The sequence below is a fragment of the Streptococcus didelphis DSM 15616 genome (assembly GCF_000380005.1).
GTDB lineage: Bacteria > Bacillota > Bacilli > Lactobacillales > Streptococcaceae > Streptococcus > Streptococcus didelphis.
This window is the reverse complement of the sequence record NZ_KB904189.1, coordinates 69,293-85,714: the sequence shown is the minus strand read 5'-3', so window position 1 is coordinate 85,714 and position 16,422 is coordinate 69,293. Positions and strand designations below refer to the sequence as shown.

General features: G+C 34.3%; 16 protein-coding genes. All 16 read left to right on the top strand.

All coding sequences use genetic code 11. The features are described 5' to 3' along the window. The first annotated feature begins 186 nt into the window (after positions 1–186). On the top strand, positions 187–954 hold the full coding sequence (locus A3GU_RS0104475) for an epoxyqueuosine reductase QueH (protein ID WP_018366349.1): 768 nt from the start codon (positions 187–189) through the stop codon (positions 952–954). 150 nt (positions 955–1,104) lie between these two features. Beyond that, positions 1,105–1,464 (top strand): YbaN family protein, encoded by a 360-nt coding sequence (locus A3GU_RS0104470; protein ID WP_018366348.1) that lies wholly within the window; start codon positions 1,105–1,107, stop codon positions 1,462–1,464. A 104-nt stretch (positions 1,465–1,568) separates the two neighbouring features. Next, the gene (locus A3GU_RS0104465) at positions 1,569–2,012 is read left to right on the top strand and encodes a dUTP diphosphatase (RefSeq protein WP_018366347.1); all 444 of its coding nucleotides are present in this window, start codon (positions 1,569–1,571) and stop codon (positions 2,010–2,012) included. A gap of 56 nt (positions 2,013–2,068) precedes the next feature. After that, positions 2,069–3,433 carry a DNA repair protein RadA gene (gene radA, locus A3GU_RS0104460; protein ID WP_018366346.1) on the top strand — a complete coding sequence of 455 codons (1,365 nt, stop codon included), beginning with the start codon at positions 2,069–2,071 and terminating at the stop codon, positions 3,431–3,433. 123 nt (positions 3,434–3,556) lie between these two features. After that, on the top strand, positions 3,557–4,057 hold the full coding sequence (locus tag A3GU_RS0104455; protein WP_018366345.1) for a beta-class carbonic anhydrase: 501 nt from the start codon (positions 3,557–3,559) through the stop codon (positions 4,055–4,057). Positions 4,058–4,613: 556 nt separating this feature from the next. Continuing rightward, positions 4,614–6,059 (top strand): glutamate--tRNA ligase, encoded by a 1,446-nt coding sequence (gltX, locus tag A3GU_RS0104445; protein WP_018366343.1) that lies wholly within the window; start codon positions 4,614–4,616, stop codon positions 6,057–6,059. Between the two features lie 102 nt (positions 6,060–6,161). Then, complete coding sequence (locus A3GU_RS0104440) at positions 6,162–7,472, top strand: hypothetical protein (protein WP_018366342.1); 1,311 nt, start codon at positions 6,162–6,164, stop codon at positions 7,470–7,472. A 5-nt stretch (positions 7,473–7,477) separates the two neighbouring features. Continuing rightward, positions 7,478–8,809: a GHKL domain-containing protein gene (locus A3GU_RS09570; RefSeq protein ID WP_018366341.1), complete on the top strand. Its 1,332-nt coding sequence runs from the start codon at positions 7,478–7,480 to the stop codon at positions 8,807–8,809. A 76-nt stretch (positions 8,810–8,885) separates the two neighbouring features. After that, positions 8,886–10,247 carry a GHKL domain-containing protein gene (locus tag A3GU_RS0104430; protein ID WP_018366340.1) on the top strand — a complete coding sequence of 454 codons (1,362 nt, stop codon included), beginning with the start codon at positions 8,886–8,888 and terminating at the stop codon, positions 10,245–10,247. Positions 10,248–10,576: 329 nt separating this feature from the next. Next, positions 10,577–11,569, top strand: a complete 993-nt coding sequence (locus tag A3GU_RS0104425; RefSeq protein ID WP_245537476.1) for a sensor histidine kinase — start codon at positions 10,577–10,579, stop codon at positions 11,567–11,569. After that, entirely contained in the window at positions 11,550–12,293 is a 744-nt protein-coding gene (locus A3GU_RS0104420) for a response regulator transcription factor (protein WP_018366338.1), read from the top strand. The genes A3GU_RS0104425 and A3GU_RS0104420 overlap by 20 nt, the downstream gene beginning before the upstream one ends. 407 nt (positions 12,294–12,700) lie before the next feature. Beyond that, positions 12,701–13,060: a ribonuclease P protein component gene (gene rnpA / locus A3GU_RS0104415; RefSeq protein ID WP_018366337.1), complete on the top strand. Its 360-nt coding sequence runs from the start codon at positions 12,701–12,703 to the stop codon at positions 13,058–13,060. Further along, on the top strand, positions 13,026–13,856 hold the full coding sequence (locus A3GU_RS0104410; protein ID WP_026216443.1) for a YidC/Oxa1 family membrane protein insertase: 831 nt from the start codon (positions 13,026–13,028) through the stop codon (positions 13,854–13,856). The genes rnpA and A3GU_RS0104410 overlap by 35 nt, the downstream gene beginning before the upstream one ends. Before the next feature lie 14 nt (positions 13,857–13,870). After that, on the top strand, positions 13,871–14,755 hold the full coding sequence (jag, locus tag A3GU_RS0104405) for an RNA-binding cell elongation regulator Jag/EloR (RefSeq protein ID WP_018366335.1): 885 nt from the start codon (positions 13,871–13,873) through the stop codon (positions 14,753–14,755). 220 nt (positions 14,756–14,975) lie between these two features. Further along, complete coding sequence (gene rpmH, locus A3GU_RS0104400) at positions 14,976–15,110, top strand: 50S ribosomal protein L34 (protein ID WP_000831903.1); 135 nt, start codon at positions 14,976–14,978, stop codon at positions 15,108–15,110. A gap of 181 nt (positions 15,111–15,291) precedes the next feature. Next, the gene (locus A3GU_RS0104395) at positions 15,292–16,254 is read left to right on the top strand and encodes a D-2-hydroxyacid dehydrogenase (protein ID WP_018366334.1); all 963 of its coding nucleotides are present in this window, start codon (positions 15,292–15,294) and stop codon (positions 16,252–16,254) included. The last annotated feature ends 168 nt before the right edge of the window (positions 16,255–16,422 follow it).

Below are 16,422 nucleotides of genomic sequence, written 5' to 3'. Positions count from 1 at the left end.
CAATCTCAGCTTTTTTCTTTGATCAGCTCTGGTAATTGCAAACAGACTTAAATATTCGTTTTACAGACTTCTGGAAGTCATTTTTTAGATAAAAAGCTGATGCAGTCAAAGAAGCTTATGACAGGGACTTTTATTGCAGAGCCAATATGTTATAATAAACAAATAACAGGATAGAAAGAAACTTTCATGATTGACTTACAAGATATTTTAGCTAGAATGAACCCTAACCAAAAAATTAATTATGATAGGGTTATGCAAGAAATGACCAAGGCTTGGGCAAAAGAAGCTGTGCGGCCAAAAATTCTCATGCATGTCTGTTGTGCACCCTGCTCGACTTACTCACTAGAATATTTAACACAGTTTGCGGATGTGACCATTTACTTTGCCAATTCTAATATTCATCCTAAGGATGAATATCATCGTAGAGCCTATGTCACACAAAAGTTTGTCTCCGAATTTAATGCTAAAACAGGCCAGTCCGTTTCCTTTATTGAAGCAGACTATAATCCCAATGAGTACATTTTAAAAGTTCGGGGCTTGGAAAAAGAACCTGAAGGCGGAGAACGCTGCCGGGTTTGTTTTGACTATCGTCTGGATAAAACTGCTCTTAAGGCAGTAGAGTTAGGTTTTGATTACTTTGCAAGTGCCCTTACTATAAGTCCCCATAAAAATTCTAAAATCATTAACGATGTTGGTATCGATGTCCAAAAGGTCTACACTACCAAATATTTACCTAGTGATTTTAAGAAAAATAATGGTTACCGTAGGTCGGTTGAAATGTGTGATGAATACGATATTTATCGCCAATGCTATTGTGGCTGTGTCTATGCTGCCAGTGCCCAAGGTATTAATCTTTTACAGATAAAAAAAGAAGCCAAGGCCTTCATGGCAACAAAAGATGGCAAGCATGATTTTCCGCAGATTGCTTTCAAATATGAAGGAAAAGAAATATAAAAAATTAAAGGATCTTTTTCGAATAATAAGTAGAAAGAGGTCTTTTACTGATTTATGCTTATTAAATAAGAAAAAAACTTTCTACAAGCTAGCCAGTAGGCTCAAACAGATAGCTTTGGTATACTATTGTAAGTAAGGTAAAGGATGATTATGAAAAAAATAATATATATTAGTGTTGGCTGTTTTAGTTTTTTATTGGGGATTTTAGGGATTCCTTTGCCTATTTTACCCACGACCCCATTTTTGCTACTAGCAGGTTTTTGCTTTTCTCGAAGTTCTGACAGATTCAATAATTGGCTAAAGGGAACCAAGGTTTATAAATTTTATGTTGGGGATTACTTAGAAACAAGAGCTATCAAACGGGATCGTAAAAAGAAAATTTTAGTTCAAGTGTGGATTTTAATGGGCATATCTATTATCTTTGTCCCCTTTATTTGGATGAAAATCCTCTTTTTTGCTATGACGGCACTTATGTCCTTCATATTATTGCATTTTGTAGCTGAGAAGTAACAGGATAAGAAAAAACTTTCTCCTCTAGGGAGATTTTTGCTAATATGTTACGAATAACATATAATAAAGACATTCTAAAGTAATAAGTGAGGAAATAATTAAGTATGAAGTTGCGTGGATTTGAATTAATTTCAGCCTATAATGATGATAATTTATTACCAAAACGTGAAACAAAGCATGCTGCAGGCTATGACCTAAAGGTAGCAGAAAATATAAGTATTAAACCAGGTGAGATCAAACTGGTTCCAACAGGTGTCAAAGCCTATATGCAAGCTAATGAGGTTCTCTTTTTGTTTGACCGTTCTTCTAATCCTCGTAAAAAAGGTTTGGTCTTGATTAACTCTGTTGGGGTTATTGATAGTGATTATTATAATAATGATGCTAATGAAGGCCATATTTTTGCTCAAATGCAAAATATTAGTGATCAAATAGCAGAACTCCAAGTTGGAGAACGTATTGTTCAGGCTGTTTTTGCCCCTTACTTGTTAGCTGATGGCGATCAAGCAGAGGGATTGCGGACAGGTGGTTTTGGTAGTACAGGAAACTAAGTAGCTCAAAAAGCTTTTAAGTAAAAGTTTTTAGAAAAGGATAAGAATACTAATTTATGGCGAAAAAGAAAGCGACTTTTGTCTGTCAAGAATGTGGCTATCAGTCACCAAAGTATTTGGGACGCTGTCCTAATTGCTCTGCTTGGTCTTCTTTTGTAGAAGAAGTTGAGACAAAGGAAGTTAAGAATGCACGTGTCAGCTTAACTGGTGAAAAAAGCAAACCAGTTAAACTTAAGGATATTGATAATATTGGTTATGCCCGCACTAAAACAGATATGGAAGAGTTTAACCGTGTCTTAGGAGGAGGCCTTGTGCCAGGTAGTTTAGTCTTAATTGGAGGAGACCCTGGTATCGGGAAATCGACCTTACTGCTGCAAGTGTCAACACAACTAGCTAATAAGGGGACTGTCTTATATGTTTCTGGTGAAGAATCAGCTGAACAAATTAAGTTAAGAAGTCAGCGCCTAGGTGATATTGATAATGAATTTTACCTTTATGCTGAGACCAATATGCAAAATGTCCGCCATGAAATCGAAAAACTAAAACCAGATTTTTTGATTATAGATTCTATCCAGACCATTATGAGCCCAGATATTACAGGTGTACAAGGCTCTGTCAGTCAAGTGCGAGAAGTGACAGCTGAATTAATGCAACTTGCTAAGACTAATAACATAGCGACCTTTATTGTTGGTCATGTCACAAAAGAAGGAGCTATCGCTGGTCCTCGAATGTTAGAACATATGGTTGACACTGTCTTGTATTTTGAAGGGGAAAGACACCATACCTTCCGGATTTTAAGAGCAGTAAAGAACCGCTTTGGCTCTACCAATGAGATTGGTATTTTTGAAATGCAATCTTCGGGATTGGTAGAAGTGCTCAACCCCAGTCAAGTTTTCTTGGAAGAAAGGCTAGCTGGGGCAACAGGATCAGCAATTGTGGTCACCATGGAAGGTAGTCGACCAATGTTAGCTGAAGTTCAATCCCTAGTTACACCAACTGTTTTTGGGAATGCTAGAAGAACAACAACTGGCTTGGATTTTAACCGAGTTAGTCTAATTATAGCTGTACTAGAAAAGCGTTGTGGCTTACTACTACAAAACCAAGATGCTTATCTTAAATCAGCTGGAGGCGTTAAGTTAGATGAGCCAGCTATTGATTTAGCTGTTGCAGTAGCTATTGCCTCAAGCTATAAGGAAAAGCCGACAAGCCCGCAGGAGGCCTTTTTGGGAGAAATTGGTTTAACAGGCGAGATTAGACGGGTAACACGAATTGAGCAAAGGATTAATGAGGCTGCAAAATTAGGTTTTACCAAGCTCTATGTCCCTAAAAATTCTTTACAAGGCTTAGAAATTCCTGCTGGTTTGGAAGTAATTGGAGTTACAACTGTAAGTCAAGTCTTAAAAGCTGTCTTTTCTTCCTAGGAGTCTTCAAAAGATAGATATTATAATTTTTAAAAGCAAATATCATTATTAAAGTTCATCTAAAGTTTATTTTTTGTCAGAAAATGATAGACTAGACTATAATTTGAAAGTCTAGGAGCTTATATGTCATATTTTGAGAAATTTATTTCTGCTAACCAAGCCTATGTTGCCCTACATGGTAATGCCCACTTACCCTTAAAACCCAAGACAAAGGTAGCTATTGTGACCTGCATGGATTCTCGTTTGCATGTAGCTCAAGCACTTGGCTTAGCACTTGGTGATGCCCATATTTTACGAAACGCTGGTGGACGTGTAACAGACGATATGATACGTTCATTACTTATTTCCCAGCAGCAAATGGGAACAAGAGAGATTGTTGTTTTGCATCATACTGATTGTGGAGCACAAACCTTTACCAACCAAGGACTAGCTAGTCACATTAAGGAGAAGTTAGGAGTTGACGTTTCAGGACAAGACTTTTTGCCTTTTACAGATATTGAAGAATCAGTGCGAGAAGACATGCTTTTGTTGCAAAAATCCCCTCTTATACCTGATGATATTCTTATTAATGGTGCAGTCTATGATGTGGATACTGGACGTATGACCCAAGTTAACCTTAAATAAACTCAGGAAGTATTCTTACAATACTTCTTTTTTATACTATTTATTAGACAATTTAATCTCAATACGATATACTATTTGTGTTGCTACAGTAGTACAAATGTAAAGGGCTTAGAATTCATTAGAAAAAATAAGTCTAACACTAGTAACTTATTGCTTCAGATATTTAAGGCTAATTACTTGTTAGAAATTTCCTTAAAGTCTGTCTTATCACTTTTAGTGGAGGTTAGAAAAAATGATTGAAACCATTATAACTTGGCTTATTACCTTTATCATACTTATTTTTTTAGGGAAATTAGTAATGAGACTGAAGGATAAGGATAAAAAATAGAAGAGGTGAAGGCTTGTCATAGACTAGTTAAGGATTTCAGGTCAATTCTCTACGAATAAGCCTATGATTTACTTCACTCAATGAGCTCTAATATGCTATAATAGAAATGATTGTAATCATTTGATTTAGAAAAAACAATTTTTACTAAGTAAAACAAGCTCAAATCCTTATTTGTTGCTTGTTTTTAGATAAAGAAACTTGTTTTACACTAAGAATAGGAGAATAAGAATGACAAAACCAATTCGTGTTCGCTACGCCCCAAGTCCAACTGGGCTCTTACATATCGGGAATGCTCGTACTGCCCTTTTTAATTACCTCTATGCTCGTCATCATGGTGGGGAATTTATTATCCGTATTGAAGATACAGACCGTAAACGTCATGTAGAAGATGGTGAACGTTCGCAACTTGAAAATTTGAAATGGTTGGGAATAGACTGGGATGAAAGTCCTGAAACCCATGCTAACTATCGTCAATCAGAACGATTAGACATCTATCAAAAATACATCGATCAGCTGTTAGCAGAAGGAAAAGCCTATAAATCTTATGTGACAGAAGAGGAATTAGCAGCAGAACGGGAACGTCAAGAAGTAGCTGGTGAAACACCTCGTTACATTAATGAATTCCTTGGTATGTCAGAGGAAGAAAAAGCAGCTTACATTGCTGAACGGGAAGCGGCAGGGATTATTCCAACAGTTCGCTTAGCTGTTAATGAAGCTGGTATTTACACTTGGCATGATATGGTTAAGGGGGATATTAGCTTTGAAGGTGGCAACATAGGTGGGGACTGGGTCATCCAGAAAAAAGATGGCTATCCTACCTATAATTTTGCTGTTGTTATTGATGATCATGATATGGAAATTTCCCATGTTATTCGTGGGGACGACCATATTGCTAATACCCCTAAACAGCTCATGATTTATGAGGCTCTAGGTTGGCAAGCACCAGAATTTGGGCATATGACCCTAATTATTAACTCAGAAACAGGTAAGAAGTTATCTAAACGCGATACCAATACCCTTCAATTTATTGAAGATTACCGTAAAAAGGGCTACCTTCCAGAAGCAGTCTTTAACTTTATTGCACTTTTAGGTTGGAATCCTGGTGGTGAGAATGAAATATTCTCCCGTCAAGAATTGATAGCACTTTTTGATGAAAATCGTCTTAGCAAGTCACCAGCAGCTTTTGACCAGAAGAAAATGGATTGGATGAGTAATGATTATCTGAAACGTACAGATTTTGCGACTGTTTTTGCTCTTTGTAAACCATTTTTAGAAGCTGCCGGACGTCTGACTGAGAAGGCTGAAAAGTTGGTTGAATTGTATCAACCACAACTAACAGCAGCAGATGAAATTCTTCCTTTAACAGACTTATTCTTCAGTGATTTTCCAGAACTAAATGATGCAGAAAAAGAAATTATGGTAGGAGAAACGGTTGCCACAGTCTTAAAGGCATTTAAGGAAAAACTAGAAGCAATGTCTGATCAAGATTTCCAACCAGAAAATATTTTCCCACAAATTAAGGCTGTCCAAAAAGAAACGGGTATTAAAGGTAAAAACCTCTTTATGCCAATTCGGATTGCTGTGTCAGGAGAAATGCACGGGCCAGATTTACCTAATACGATTTACTTATTGGGCCGTGAAAAATCTATTGAACATATCTCAAATATGCTTTAAAAAGCAGACTCTCTTAGAATTAAGGGAGTCTCTTTTAATATTCCCATTGTCTTATTTTTCACGATATAGTATTATAATTATATTAAAAAAGGAGGTTAAAATGTGAAAAGCGAAGACATACAGGCTTTACTCATAGCTACAAAATTAATCATTGGTTGGGCTCTCTTTTTTATTAATCGCAAGGAGAAGATAGACTGGTTTTGGGCACCCCTTCTTAGTACCCTGACCCTGCTTATGATACTTTTATGGAAACTGCCTCTATTATTTTCTATTATTGGGAGTATGTTTATCTATCATTATTATTTTTATAGAAATTTAAAGATGATTTATCACCTTTATTTTTCTTTTTTCCCCATTATTATTTTAAATATTTTTTCAAAAGTCATCCTCTTTTTTATTATTCCTTTGTTTGTTAATCAGTCAGAAATTGCTATTGTTAGCCACCCAATTTATGAGATTGTCTCAGTCATTATGACAATTCCCTTTTTCCATTTTATTAAGAAGGTATTTTCTATTCAATCCTTTTCTTTCTTGGGGCTTTATTCTAGGAAGATAAGTCATTTTTTAATAACTACAGACTTAATTTTAATAACGTATACCTTAACCATCCCCTTTATTAATGCAAGAGATGACTCCTTGATTTGGATACGAAGGTTAATTGTGATTGTTTATTTTCTTATCTTTATGTACCTTGCTTCTTTTTTGTCTAACTATACCAAAAAACAGGGAAGAAGGCAGATTGAAGCAGAGCAAAGAGCTCATATCGTCCTTTTGGAGAGCTGTAACCAACAGACGGAATACCTCTATCAAAGGATGCGTTGTTTTAAGCATGACTATGAGAATTTTATGATTAGTCTAGCAGGAAGTATAGAAACAGGAAATTTTGAGACCATGGAGCTTGTTCGTCATGAAATTAAGATTCTCTTAGAAAAAACACAAGCAGAAATGTCAGATTTAGACTTAGAACGCTATCTAACTATTGAGTCAGCTCCTCTTAAAACCCTTATTGCCCTAAAGCTTACAGAAGCAAAACAAAAGGGCTTTAAAATTTCAACCCATATTATTGGCCCACTTAAAAGTGATGAGGTAGAGAGTCTAGATATGCTCGTTTTTATTTCAACCATTATTGATTATGCTATTGCTCGTGCTGAGAGATGCTTGTCGCCTTATTTGGCTATTGTTTTTAATAAGATTGATGCTAATACTTTTCAATTTTTATGTAGTAGTTCCTTAGATCAAGAAAGTGAAAAAAATTCTAGTACGATTTTAGAAATTATTGATAGAACGCATTATATTATTGATGACTACATGAAAAAATATACTAATTATACTTATACCAATGCAATTGAGGATAAGCACTTTACTCAGAAAGTTACAATTGTTTATGAAGAAAATCAAGTTAGAGGTAGTTGATTCGGATGTTGGTTTTTTTATATATGCTTTTATGCACTACTGTTTATTTAAATAATATGTTCTTCTTTGCTTTTATTATGGGTAAGACAGAAGCATTTTGGAAAATCCTGATTTTTGGTTTACTTGTGATTCCTCCAGCTACAGTGAGTGAGCTTCATTCTCTTACGATTACCCCTTTATACATGTTTTTATTTAGTTATTTAACACAAAAGAACTTACCTTTTATTAAGCATCTTTACTATGGTTTTTATGTAGCTACAACTACTGATTTGAGTTTACAAATTATTGGCTATGTTATTATTCCTACTTTATTTAATCATTCTAATCAAGCAAACCTACTGCACAATAGTCCTAATTGGCTATCTTATATCATGGTTATTCCATTTTGTCTCATCTTTCATTATCTGCTTCATATTGACTACACTGCTATTAGAAAGACTAATGATAAGGCAGCTTCAAAGCTTTTTAGTCAATTAACCATCAATATGATTATTTTTTACTTTCTTGTTCAATCCTCGCTTTTTATCCAAGCTAACTTTCCTCAGATTAACTACATTTCAACCAGATTAAGATATGATATTCTCTTTTTTTATCTTATTCTTTTTACCTGGAATCTTCATCATCTCAATAAGGTTTCCATCGAAACAGTTTATCAAAAAATATATGAGGAAAGAAAGAACTATTTCCATCATCTTTTGGATTATAATTATTATTTAGAATCACTTTATCGTGAACTGGGACAGTTCAAAAATCATCTGAGCCATTCCTTGGATAAATTAGAAGAAAGTATTGAAAGTCATGATATTAATCAGATAAATCAAGACTTTGAAAAGCTATTTCCCAGAGAAAATAATCCTTTCAAAAATAATAAATATAGTTTGGATAGGCTAGTCAATATAAAAGTAGCCACGGTCAAGAGTTTCTTAGCAGCAAAACTTTTTGAGGCTAGAAAAGAAGGTATAAAGGTCGATATTGAAATACCAGATATTATCTCAGACATCCCTCTAAAAATTCTGGACTTTATTGTTATTCTATCTGTTTTCTGTGATAATGCCATTGAAGCTGCTAAAGAAAGCCAAGAAAAGAGGCTTAGTATAGCTTTGTTTTATCTGGAGGAGCAGTTAGTCTTGATTATTGAAAATAGTACTCTTGAAAAACAGATAAGCATATCCCATATTTTTGAGGAAAATTATTCAACTAAAAAGGGAGTAAATCAGGCGCGTGGTATTGGTTTAACTAATGTCAAAAAAATATTAGATCAGTATCCTTACTTCATCTTATCTACTAAGAGTGACTCTTATCTTCTTAAACAACACCTAAGAATGCCTATTAAATAGGAAGCATTTAACCAAAAGGTGAAATATAAGTATTTTGCTTAAAGTTATTATTAAAATGTATGAGAAAGGAAGCTAGATGTATCTGTTTGACTACATTGGTGTTTTACTAACAATTATTGTTTATTACATAGCAGAAATAACGGTCTTTTCCTTCCTATCAGGGCTTCAGTTAGCTTTTTGGAAGAAAGCCCTTATTATTTCTATAGCCGTATTTTGTAAACAATTTGGTGTCCTTTGTCCCTTAATGTTAGATCCTTTTCTTTTATTAGGAGTCTACTTAAGTGAAAGAAAGGTGTCATTTTCTCTTAGAACTGTCTTTTTAATATTGGCACCAGTTCTATTTGTGGACTTGTTATCTCGCTTTATTAGTATGATTGTTATTCCTCATTTACTAATAATAAATAAGTTAACAGTAAAATGTATTTGGATTAATCTCTTTTCTTATCTCTTACTTTTTCCGGCCTTTATCGTTATTAATTTATTTGTAGGCAGTGAGTATCAAAAAATTATAAACAATAATAGGTTTACTTGCAGTTACTACTTTGTTGTTACGAGTTTTGTATTTATCCTATCCTATTATCTGAATATTTTTATGATTCATGGTTTTTATGACCTCTTTTTACCCTATAGGTACCCAAATGCTAGCACCGAACTCCACAAACTCAACTTTTTCTTTTTTACCGTCTTACTCTTTTATTTGATTGCTTATTTTAATAAAAAGTCCAAGGAATGCCTAGAGGCTAGAATAAGAAATGAACAAGAAAGCTATATTACCAATTTAGAAAATTATGGTAAACATTTAGAAAAACTTTACTGTGATGTGAAAAGTTTTCAGATCAGTTATATGGACTGCTTGAATCAGCTTGAGGAGGCTATCCAAGATAATAATATTCAGAAAATTCAAGAAATATATGCAAATAGTGTTAAGGATGCTCAAGTTTACTGGGACCATAAGCATTATAATATTTCTAAGTTAGCTAAGCTTAAGATGTCTTCTTTAAAGAGTCTTCTTTCTGCTAAAATTATTGAGGCTGAAAAAGCAGGCTTGCAGGTATCAGTAGAGGTCCCAGATACTATTAATGAAAGCTATATACCAGTCTTAGATTTTTTACTCTTGCTATCTATCTTTTGTGATAATGCCATTGAGGCTAGTTTGCAAAGCAATGCTAAAAAAATGTCAGTAGCTTATTTTTTACACGAAAAAAGGCAGATGCTTGTCATATCAAACTCTACGTTAGAAGAAAGTATTGATCTTGCGAGTCTGTTTGAGGAAGGGTTTTCATCAAAAGGTTTTGGTAGGGGAATTGGCTTATCACATGTTAAAGATATTTTAGAAAAGTATCCCCAGCTTAATTTACTGACAAAAAGTTGTGATTTTACATTTACGCAGACCTTAATTATTTCTAAAGCAAAGGAGATGGTGGACCAATGTTCTTGATTTCCCAATTAATCATTTTTTATTTTGTTGTTTTTTGTGATAGTTATTTTATTTTTTATAGAAGCACGGGAAAACTTTTAAGTTGGGGGAAATTTTTTCTTTTTTGCGGGCTGTTTATTGTAGTTAATATTCTCGTTGATGATTACGCCACTCTTGATTCTCTCTTTTTTATTCTGATTAGTTTTTTATTATCTCCAGAAAAGAAACTGTCAGAACATATTTTCTATGGGTTTTTCCCAGTAATGACTGTGGAACTTATTTCCCGTACAGTTGAAAGTTTCGTTCTGGCTACTATACTAGAATTAACATTTCAGGAGATAGATAATAACATGACTCTTTTAACCTCTCTTTATTTATTGGTTATTCCTATCTTTAGTTCATTTAGTTATTTTTTTGACATGAATATTACCCTAATCAAGTTTATTAATCAAAAACAACTTAGAAAATGGCTGATTCGAGTTAACTGTGCCATGGTCTTTTACTATATACTCTTACATTATATTGTAAATTTTAATAGTTTTTTGACGCGCTATTTCTGGCAGTATCGTAGCTTGTTTGTGGCTACCTATCTCTTTATTATAGCTTGGCTTTTTGTGAAATTAGATAGGCATGCTAAGGACCAGCTTCAATTGCAATTAGACAGGGCTCAAAAGGAGCGAATTGATAGCATTAAGCGTTATAATAATTACATTGAACAGCTCTATCGAGAAATTAGAACTGTAAAGCATGACTCGGAAAATATTCTAATTAGTCTAAAAGATAGTGTAGACCAGGGGGAAATAGATCTTATTTCTAAAGTTTACTATAATGTCATCAGAGCTTCAGCTAGCAGTATGACACGGCTTAGCTCAGGCTATAGTTCTCTTGCTAATATTAAAGAGTCAGCTATCCGAAGTCTACTCAATGCCAAATTATTAGAAGCGCAGCAAATGGGAATTGAGGTTTATGTCGAGATTCCAGAATCTGTTGAGCAGGGGACCATTGAATTATTAGATTTCATGGCTATTTTAAGAAGCTTACTTGATAATGCTATTGAGGCAGCCAAAGAAAGCCGAGGGGCTTTTTTATCCATTGCTTACTTTAACCAGGATCACAAACAATTTTTTATTATTGAAAATAGTAGTCAGTTAAAACGTATTGATATGGCTAGATTTTTTTGTCAGAGTCAGTTTGATATGGACTATAAAAAAGAAGAGCAAACAAATGATATTTTGGAAAGATTAAAAGCTTATCCCAATGTCATCTTATCTACTAGGAGTGATCATTATAGGTTGCGACAAATAATAGAGATGAGGAAACCAGATGAATATTTTTATTCTTGAAGATGATTTTATCCAACAAAATCGTATAGAATCAGTTGTTGAGGAGATACTAGAAGAAAAAAGAATAAATCATAATCTCTTAGAGGTCTTTGCTAGTCCTCAAAAATTATTAGATAGTATTGAAGAAAGAGGAGAGCATCAACTATTTTTCCTTGATATTGAAATCAAAAATGAAAGTAGAAAAGGACTTGAGCTTGCTACTGAGATTAGACAGATGGATCCTAATGCAGTCATTGTTTTTGTCACTACTCATTCTGAATTTGCTCCTATTTCATTTAAATATAAGGTATCTGCTTTAGACTTTATTGATAAGGCTGTAGATCATCACCAATTCAAAGAACAAATTGAAGAATGTATTATCTATACTCAAAAGATGATGTCTCATAAAGAAACTCAGGAATTATTTTTATTTGAAACGCCACAAGCTCGCTTGCGTTTGCCTTTTAAAGATATCTTGTATTTTGCTACATCAACAACTCCTCATAAGGTTTGCTTGTGGACACAGACAGAACGTTTAGAGTTTTATGGCAATCTCGCAGAAATCCAAGCTGTTGCTCCCCAGTTGTTTCAATGCCATAGGTCTTTTCTTATCAATTTGGGCAATGTTGTGAGGATTGATAAAACTAATCGGCTTGTTTGTTTTGGAAATGGAGATTCTTGCTTGGTTTCTCGTTTAAAAATGAAAGCCTTGATTGAAAATTGGGAACTATTACATTATTCCTAAAATTTTGAACATTTTAGGATGAATATGTAACATTTCAGGAAAAAAGTGACCTTAATAATAAATTTTAGGTATAATAGTTTACATCAATCAAGACTTCATTTGTTCCTGCAAATTTTCAAGTAGCTAATCCCCTATTCAATTAGATATTATTTTCTTTCTCTCTCTCCACTAACAAATAGTATTGTTGAAATGCTACGTGATGTGTAGGAATAAAGTTAGTTGTCTTTGTTTGGATACTTGACTAATAATCTTATTAGTCGAAAGCTCAGTTTTTCTGGGCTTTTTTGTTTATTCTAGAGATGATGATTGTTTTTAAACGTTTTAGGAAATGAAGTCATTTAGCGGGCTTGAGGCTTTTTAAAATTTTATGGTATAATAGTAATAATTTAGATAGTTGGAGTAAAATTTTGAAGAAATCCTATCGTGTCAAGCGTGAGAAAGATTTTCAAGCCATTTTTGATGGTGGAGAAAGTAAGGCTAATCGCAAATTTGTCATTTATTTTTTAGATAAAGAACAAGATCACTTTCGAGTGGGCATTTCTGTAGGCAAAAAACTAGGGAATGCTGTAATCAGAAATGCTGTGAAACGCAAGATAAGACACGTGATAATGGAGCTTTCAGATCATCTAAAAAAAGATGATTTTGTGGTTATTGCTCGTAAAGGTGTAGAAACTTTAGATTATAAGGATCTCAGACGAAACTTACAACATGTCTTGAGATTAGCAAACTTACTTGAGGAAGGTTTTGAAATTGAAAAAGAAAATTAAAGTAGCAAGCTTACTACCCTTGGTATTATTCTTAGCTGCCTGTGGACGTGGAGAAGTAAAGGCAAGTTCTACAAATGGATGGGACCAATTGGTTTATTTTTTTGCCAAATCAATTGAGTGGTTATCCTTTAATAGTTCTGTTGGAGTAGGCATCATCCTTTTTACTCTTCTTATTCGTATATTACTGATGCCGCTTTTTAATATGCAAATTAAATCAAGCCAAAAAATGCAGGATTTACAACCTGAACTAAAGAGTTTGCAATTAAAATATCCCGGTAAGGATACAGAGAGTCGAATGGCTTTAGCAGATGAAAGTCAGGCACTTTATAAGAAATATGGTGTCAACCCTTATGCTAGTCTATTCCCACTACTTGTTCAAATGCCAGTCATGATTGCTTTATTCCAAGCCTTGACCCGTGTTCCTTTCTTAAAGACAGGTACTTTTTTATGGGTTGAATTATCACATTATGACCATTTGTTTATTCTACCTGTCTTAGCTGCACTCTTTACTTTTCTATCAAGTTGGTTAACTAATTTAGCAGCTAAAGAAAAAAATATGGTCATGACTATGATGACTTATTTAATGCCTGTAATGATTTTCTTTATGGGATTTAAATTGGCTAGTGGGGTTGTGCTTTATTGGACTGTCTCAAATGCTTTCCAAGTACTTCAACTCTTGTTACTTAATAATCCTTTTAAAATTATTGCAGAACGAAAGCGTTTAGAAATAGAAGAAAAAGAACGCCGTCAACGTGAAAGACGAGCTCGTAAAAAAGCCATGAAACAAAAAAAGTAGGGAGATAAGGTTATATGGTATTATATACAGGTAAGACTGTTGAAGAAGCTATTGAAAAAGGATTAGCTGATCTTCAACTACCACGACTTAAGGCACATATTAAGGTTATTTCAAAAGAGAAAAAAGGCTTTCTAGGTTTTGGGAAAAAACCAGCCCGAGTAGATATCGAAGGAATTAGTGAAAAGCCTGTTAATAAGGTAGATAACCAGTCCCAAGCTACTGGTTCAGCTGCTATTAGTAAACAAAATGAAGCTCTTGAAAATACTGAGGTGGGATCTGAAAGAGATAGCATAAGCTCAGAGGTAGAAGAAGGGGCTTCACAAATTAAAGAAAATCTTGAACAAGTAATGCCTAAAACTAGTGAAGGACCTTCCCTTACTCACAAAGAACAAAGCTTTAAAGAATTTGTTGCTAGTGAATTTCCTAGTGAGGATTTCAGTAAAGATATTGAAGGAGCAGCCCAGGAAGTTTCTGATTATATTACTAAGGTTATCTATGAGATGGATATTGAGGCTAGTTTAGAAATTACATATAATAGACGTCAGATTAACCTACAGATCGAAACCCAAGAAGCAGGTCGTGTGATAGGCTATCATGGTAAGGTCTTAAAATCACTTCAATTATTGGCTCAAAATTTTTTACATGATCGTTATTCTAAGAATTTCTCTGTTTCCTTAAATGTCCATGATTATGTAGAACATAGAACAGAAACCTTAATTGATTTTACTCAAAAGATCGCTCATCGGGTGCTTGAAAGTCATGAAAACTACACTATGGATCCTATGAGTAATAGTGAACGTAAAATCGTTCATAAGACCATCTCAACCATTGAAGGTGTTGAAAGTTACTCAGAAGGTAATGATCCTAACCGTTATGTAGTTGTTAGCTTACAACGCTAATGAAGCTCTATCTAGCTCACATTAAGTAGGCTACCCTATATCTATATGAGATTAGCAGTATCTGTATTTTTAGAAGTTTCTAAACAGGCCAAGTCAAGCTTTAAAAAAATATATCTTGACAAGGTCCACTATATATTATAGAATATTAAGGTATGTTTAGTAACTGATATCACAAGTAGCCGGCTAAACGAATACGAAAATCTATGAGGAGGTATTCACTGTGAAACGTACTTATCAACCAAGTAAAATCCGTCGTCAACGTAAACACGGATTCCGTCACCGTATGTCAACAAAAAATGGACGTCGCGTGCTAGCAAGCCGTCGTCGTAAAGGACGCAAAGTATTATCTGCTTAATTAGCAAGTATACAATAATCAAAACTGGGAGTGCTCGAGACTCTTAGTTTTTTTGTTTTTTGAATAAGTTTCCTAAGCCTAGGTAAAGGTAATGCCTCCTTGTTTTTATTCTGAGTTCTTACTTTTCTTTTAGCTAAAATATTGATAAAATACCTTTAAATAGAAAGTGAGGTAGTAAGGAATGAAAATTGTAGTACTAGATGGCTATGCTCTTAATTCTGGGGACTTATCTTGGAAAGGATTTGAAGATCTAGGAGACCTGACAGTGTATGATCGTACCTCATTTACTGATAAAGAAGCAATCATTAGTCGCATTGGCAATGCAGAGGTTGTTTTGACCAACAAAACGCCAATTGATGCTGAGGTTATTGATTCTGTTCCAAATCTTAAATATATTGGTGTTTTGGCAACAGGTTACAATGTGATTGATATTGAAGCAGCCCAAAAAGCTTCTATTAAAGTAACAAATATTCCAGCTTATGCGACAGATGCAGTTGCCCAGTTGACCTTTGCTTTACTTCTAGAAATTGTTAATCAGGTTGGAGTCCATAATGAGTCTGTCCATCAAGGAGAATGGCAAACTAATCCTGACTTCACCTACCAAAAGGCACCCTTAATGGAATTGTGTGGAAAAACAATTGGCTTGATTGGTTATGGAGAAATTGCTCAGGCAACAGCTAAAATTGCACATGCCTTCAAAATGCATGTCATTTATTGGAATCATAGAGAAAAAAGGCCCCAAGCAGATTGGGCTCAACAAGTATCCTTAGAAAAACTTTATCAGCAATCAGATATTATTAGTTTACACCTTCCTCAAACTAGTGATACAGAAAAGATGATTAACCAAAAGGCCCTAGAGCAAATGAAAGCAGGAGCTATTTTGTTAAATACAGCTCGTGGTGGTTTAATTGATGAAGCCGCCCTTGCACAAGCTTTAAATGAAGGAAAACTTTATGCAGCTGGTGTAGATGTTGTCAGCAAAGAACCAATGGCAGCTGATAATCCTTTGCTCAAAGCTAAAAATTGTTTTATAACGCCTCACATTGCCTGGCGCCCCTTAGAGACAAGACAGGATTTGATGGCAATTGCCCTTGATAATTTATCAGCCTTCTTATCTGGTAAAGAAGAAAATCTTATTAATTAAATTCAGCTAAAAGCTTATTGAAATGTGATGTGCTCCATAAATTGAATTGTAATCAGCTCCAGTTAATGGGGCTTTTTTTAATCTATTGTATTAGCGAAATAATTAAGTGAAGGTAGTTTTACTGAAAATAAATTCAGAATCTTATCTCTAATCCTTTAAATATGAATG

Excerpts from the sequence above, each read along its gene's own strand:
- A3GU_RS0104475 (WP_018366349.1), top strand. The coding sequence starts at position 187 with ATGATTGACTTACAAGATATTTTAGCTAGAATGAACCCTAACCAAAAA.
- A3GU_RS0104470 (WP_018366348.1), top strand. The coding sequence starts at position 1,105 with ATGAAAAAAATAATATATATTAGTGTTGGCTGTTTTAGTTTTTTATTG.
- A3GU_RS0104465 (WP_018366347.1), top strand. The coding sequence starts at position 1,569 with ATGAAGTTGCGTGGATTTGAATTAATTTCAGCCTATAATGATGATAAT.
- radA (WP_018366346.1), top strand. The coding sequence starts at position 2,069 with ATGGCGAAAAAGAAAGCGACTTTTGTCTGTCAAGAATGTGGCTATCAG.
- A3GU_RS0104455 (WP_018366345.1), top strand. The coding sequence starts at position 3,557 with ATGTCATATTTTGAGAAATTTATTTCTGCTAACCAAGCCTATGTTGCC.
- gltX (WP_018366343.1), top strand. The coding sequence starts at position 4,614 with ATGACAAAACCAATTCGTGTTCGCTACGCCCCAAGTCCAACTGGGCTC.
- A3GU_RS09570 (WP_018366341.1), top strand. The coding sequence starts at position 7,478 with ATGTTGGTTTTTTTATATATGCTTTTATGCACTACTGTTTATTTAAAT.
- A3GU_RS0104430 (WP_018366340.1), top strand. The coding sequence starts at position 8,886 with ATGTATCTGTTTGACTACATTGGTGTTTTACTAACAATTATTGTTTAT.
- A3GU_RS0104425 (WP_245537476.1), top strand. The coding sequence starts at position 10,577 with ATGACTCTTTTAACCTCTCTTTATTTATTGGTTATTCCTATCTTTAGT.
- A3GU_RS0104420 (WP_018366338.1), top strand. The coding sequence starts at position 11,550 with ATGAATATTTTTATTCTTGAAGATGATTTTATCCAACAAAATCGTATA.
- jag (WP_018366335.1), top strand. The coding sequence starts at position 13,871 with ATGGTATTATATACAGGTAAGACTGTTGAAGAAGCTATTGAAAAAGGA.
- A3GU_RS0104395 (WP_018366334.1), top strand. The coding sequence starts at position 15,292 with ATGAAAATTGTAGTACTAGATGGCTATGCTCTTAATTCTGGGGACTTA.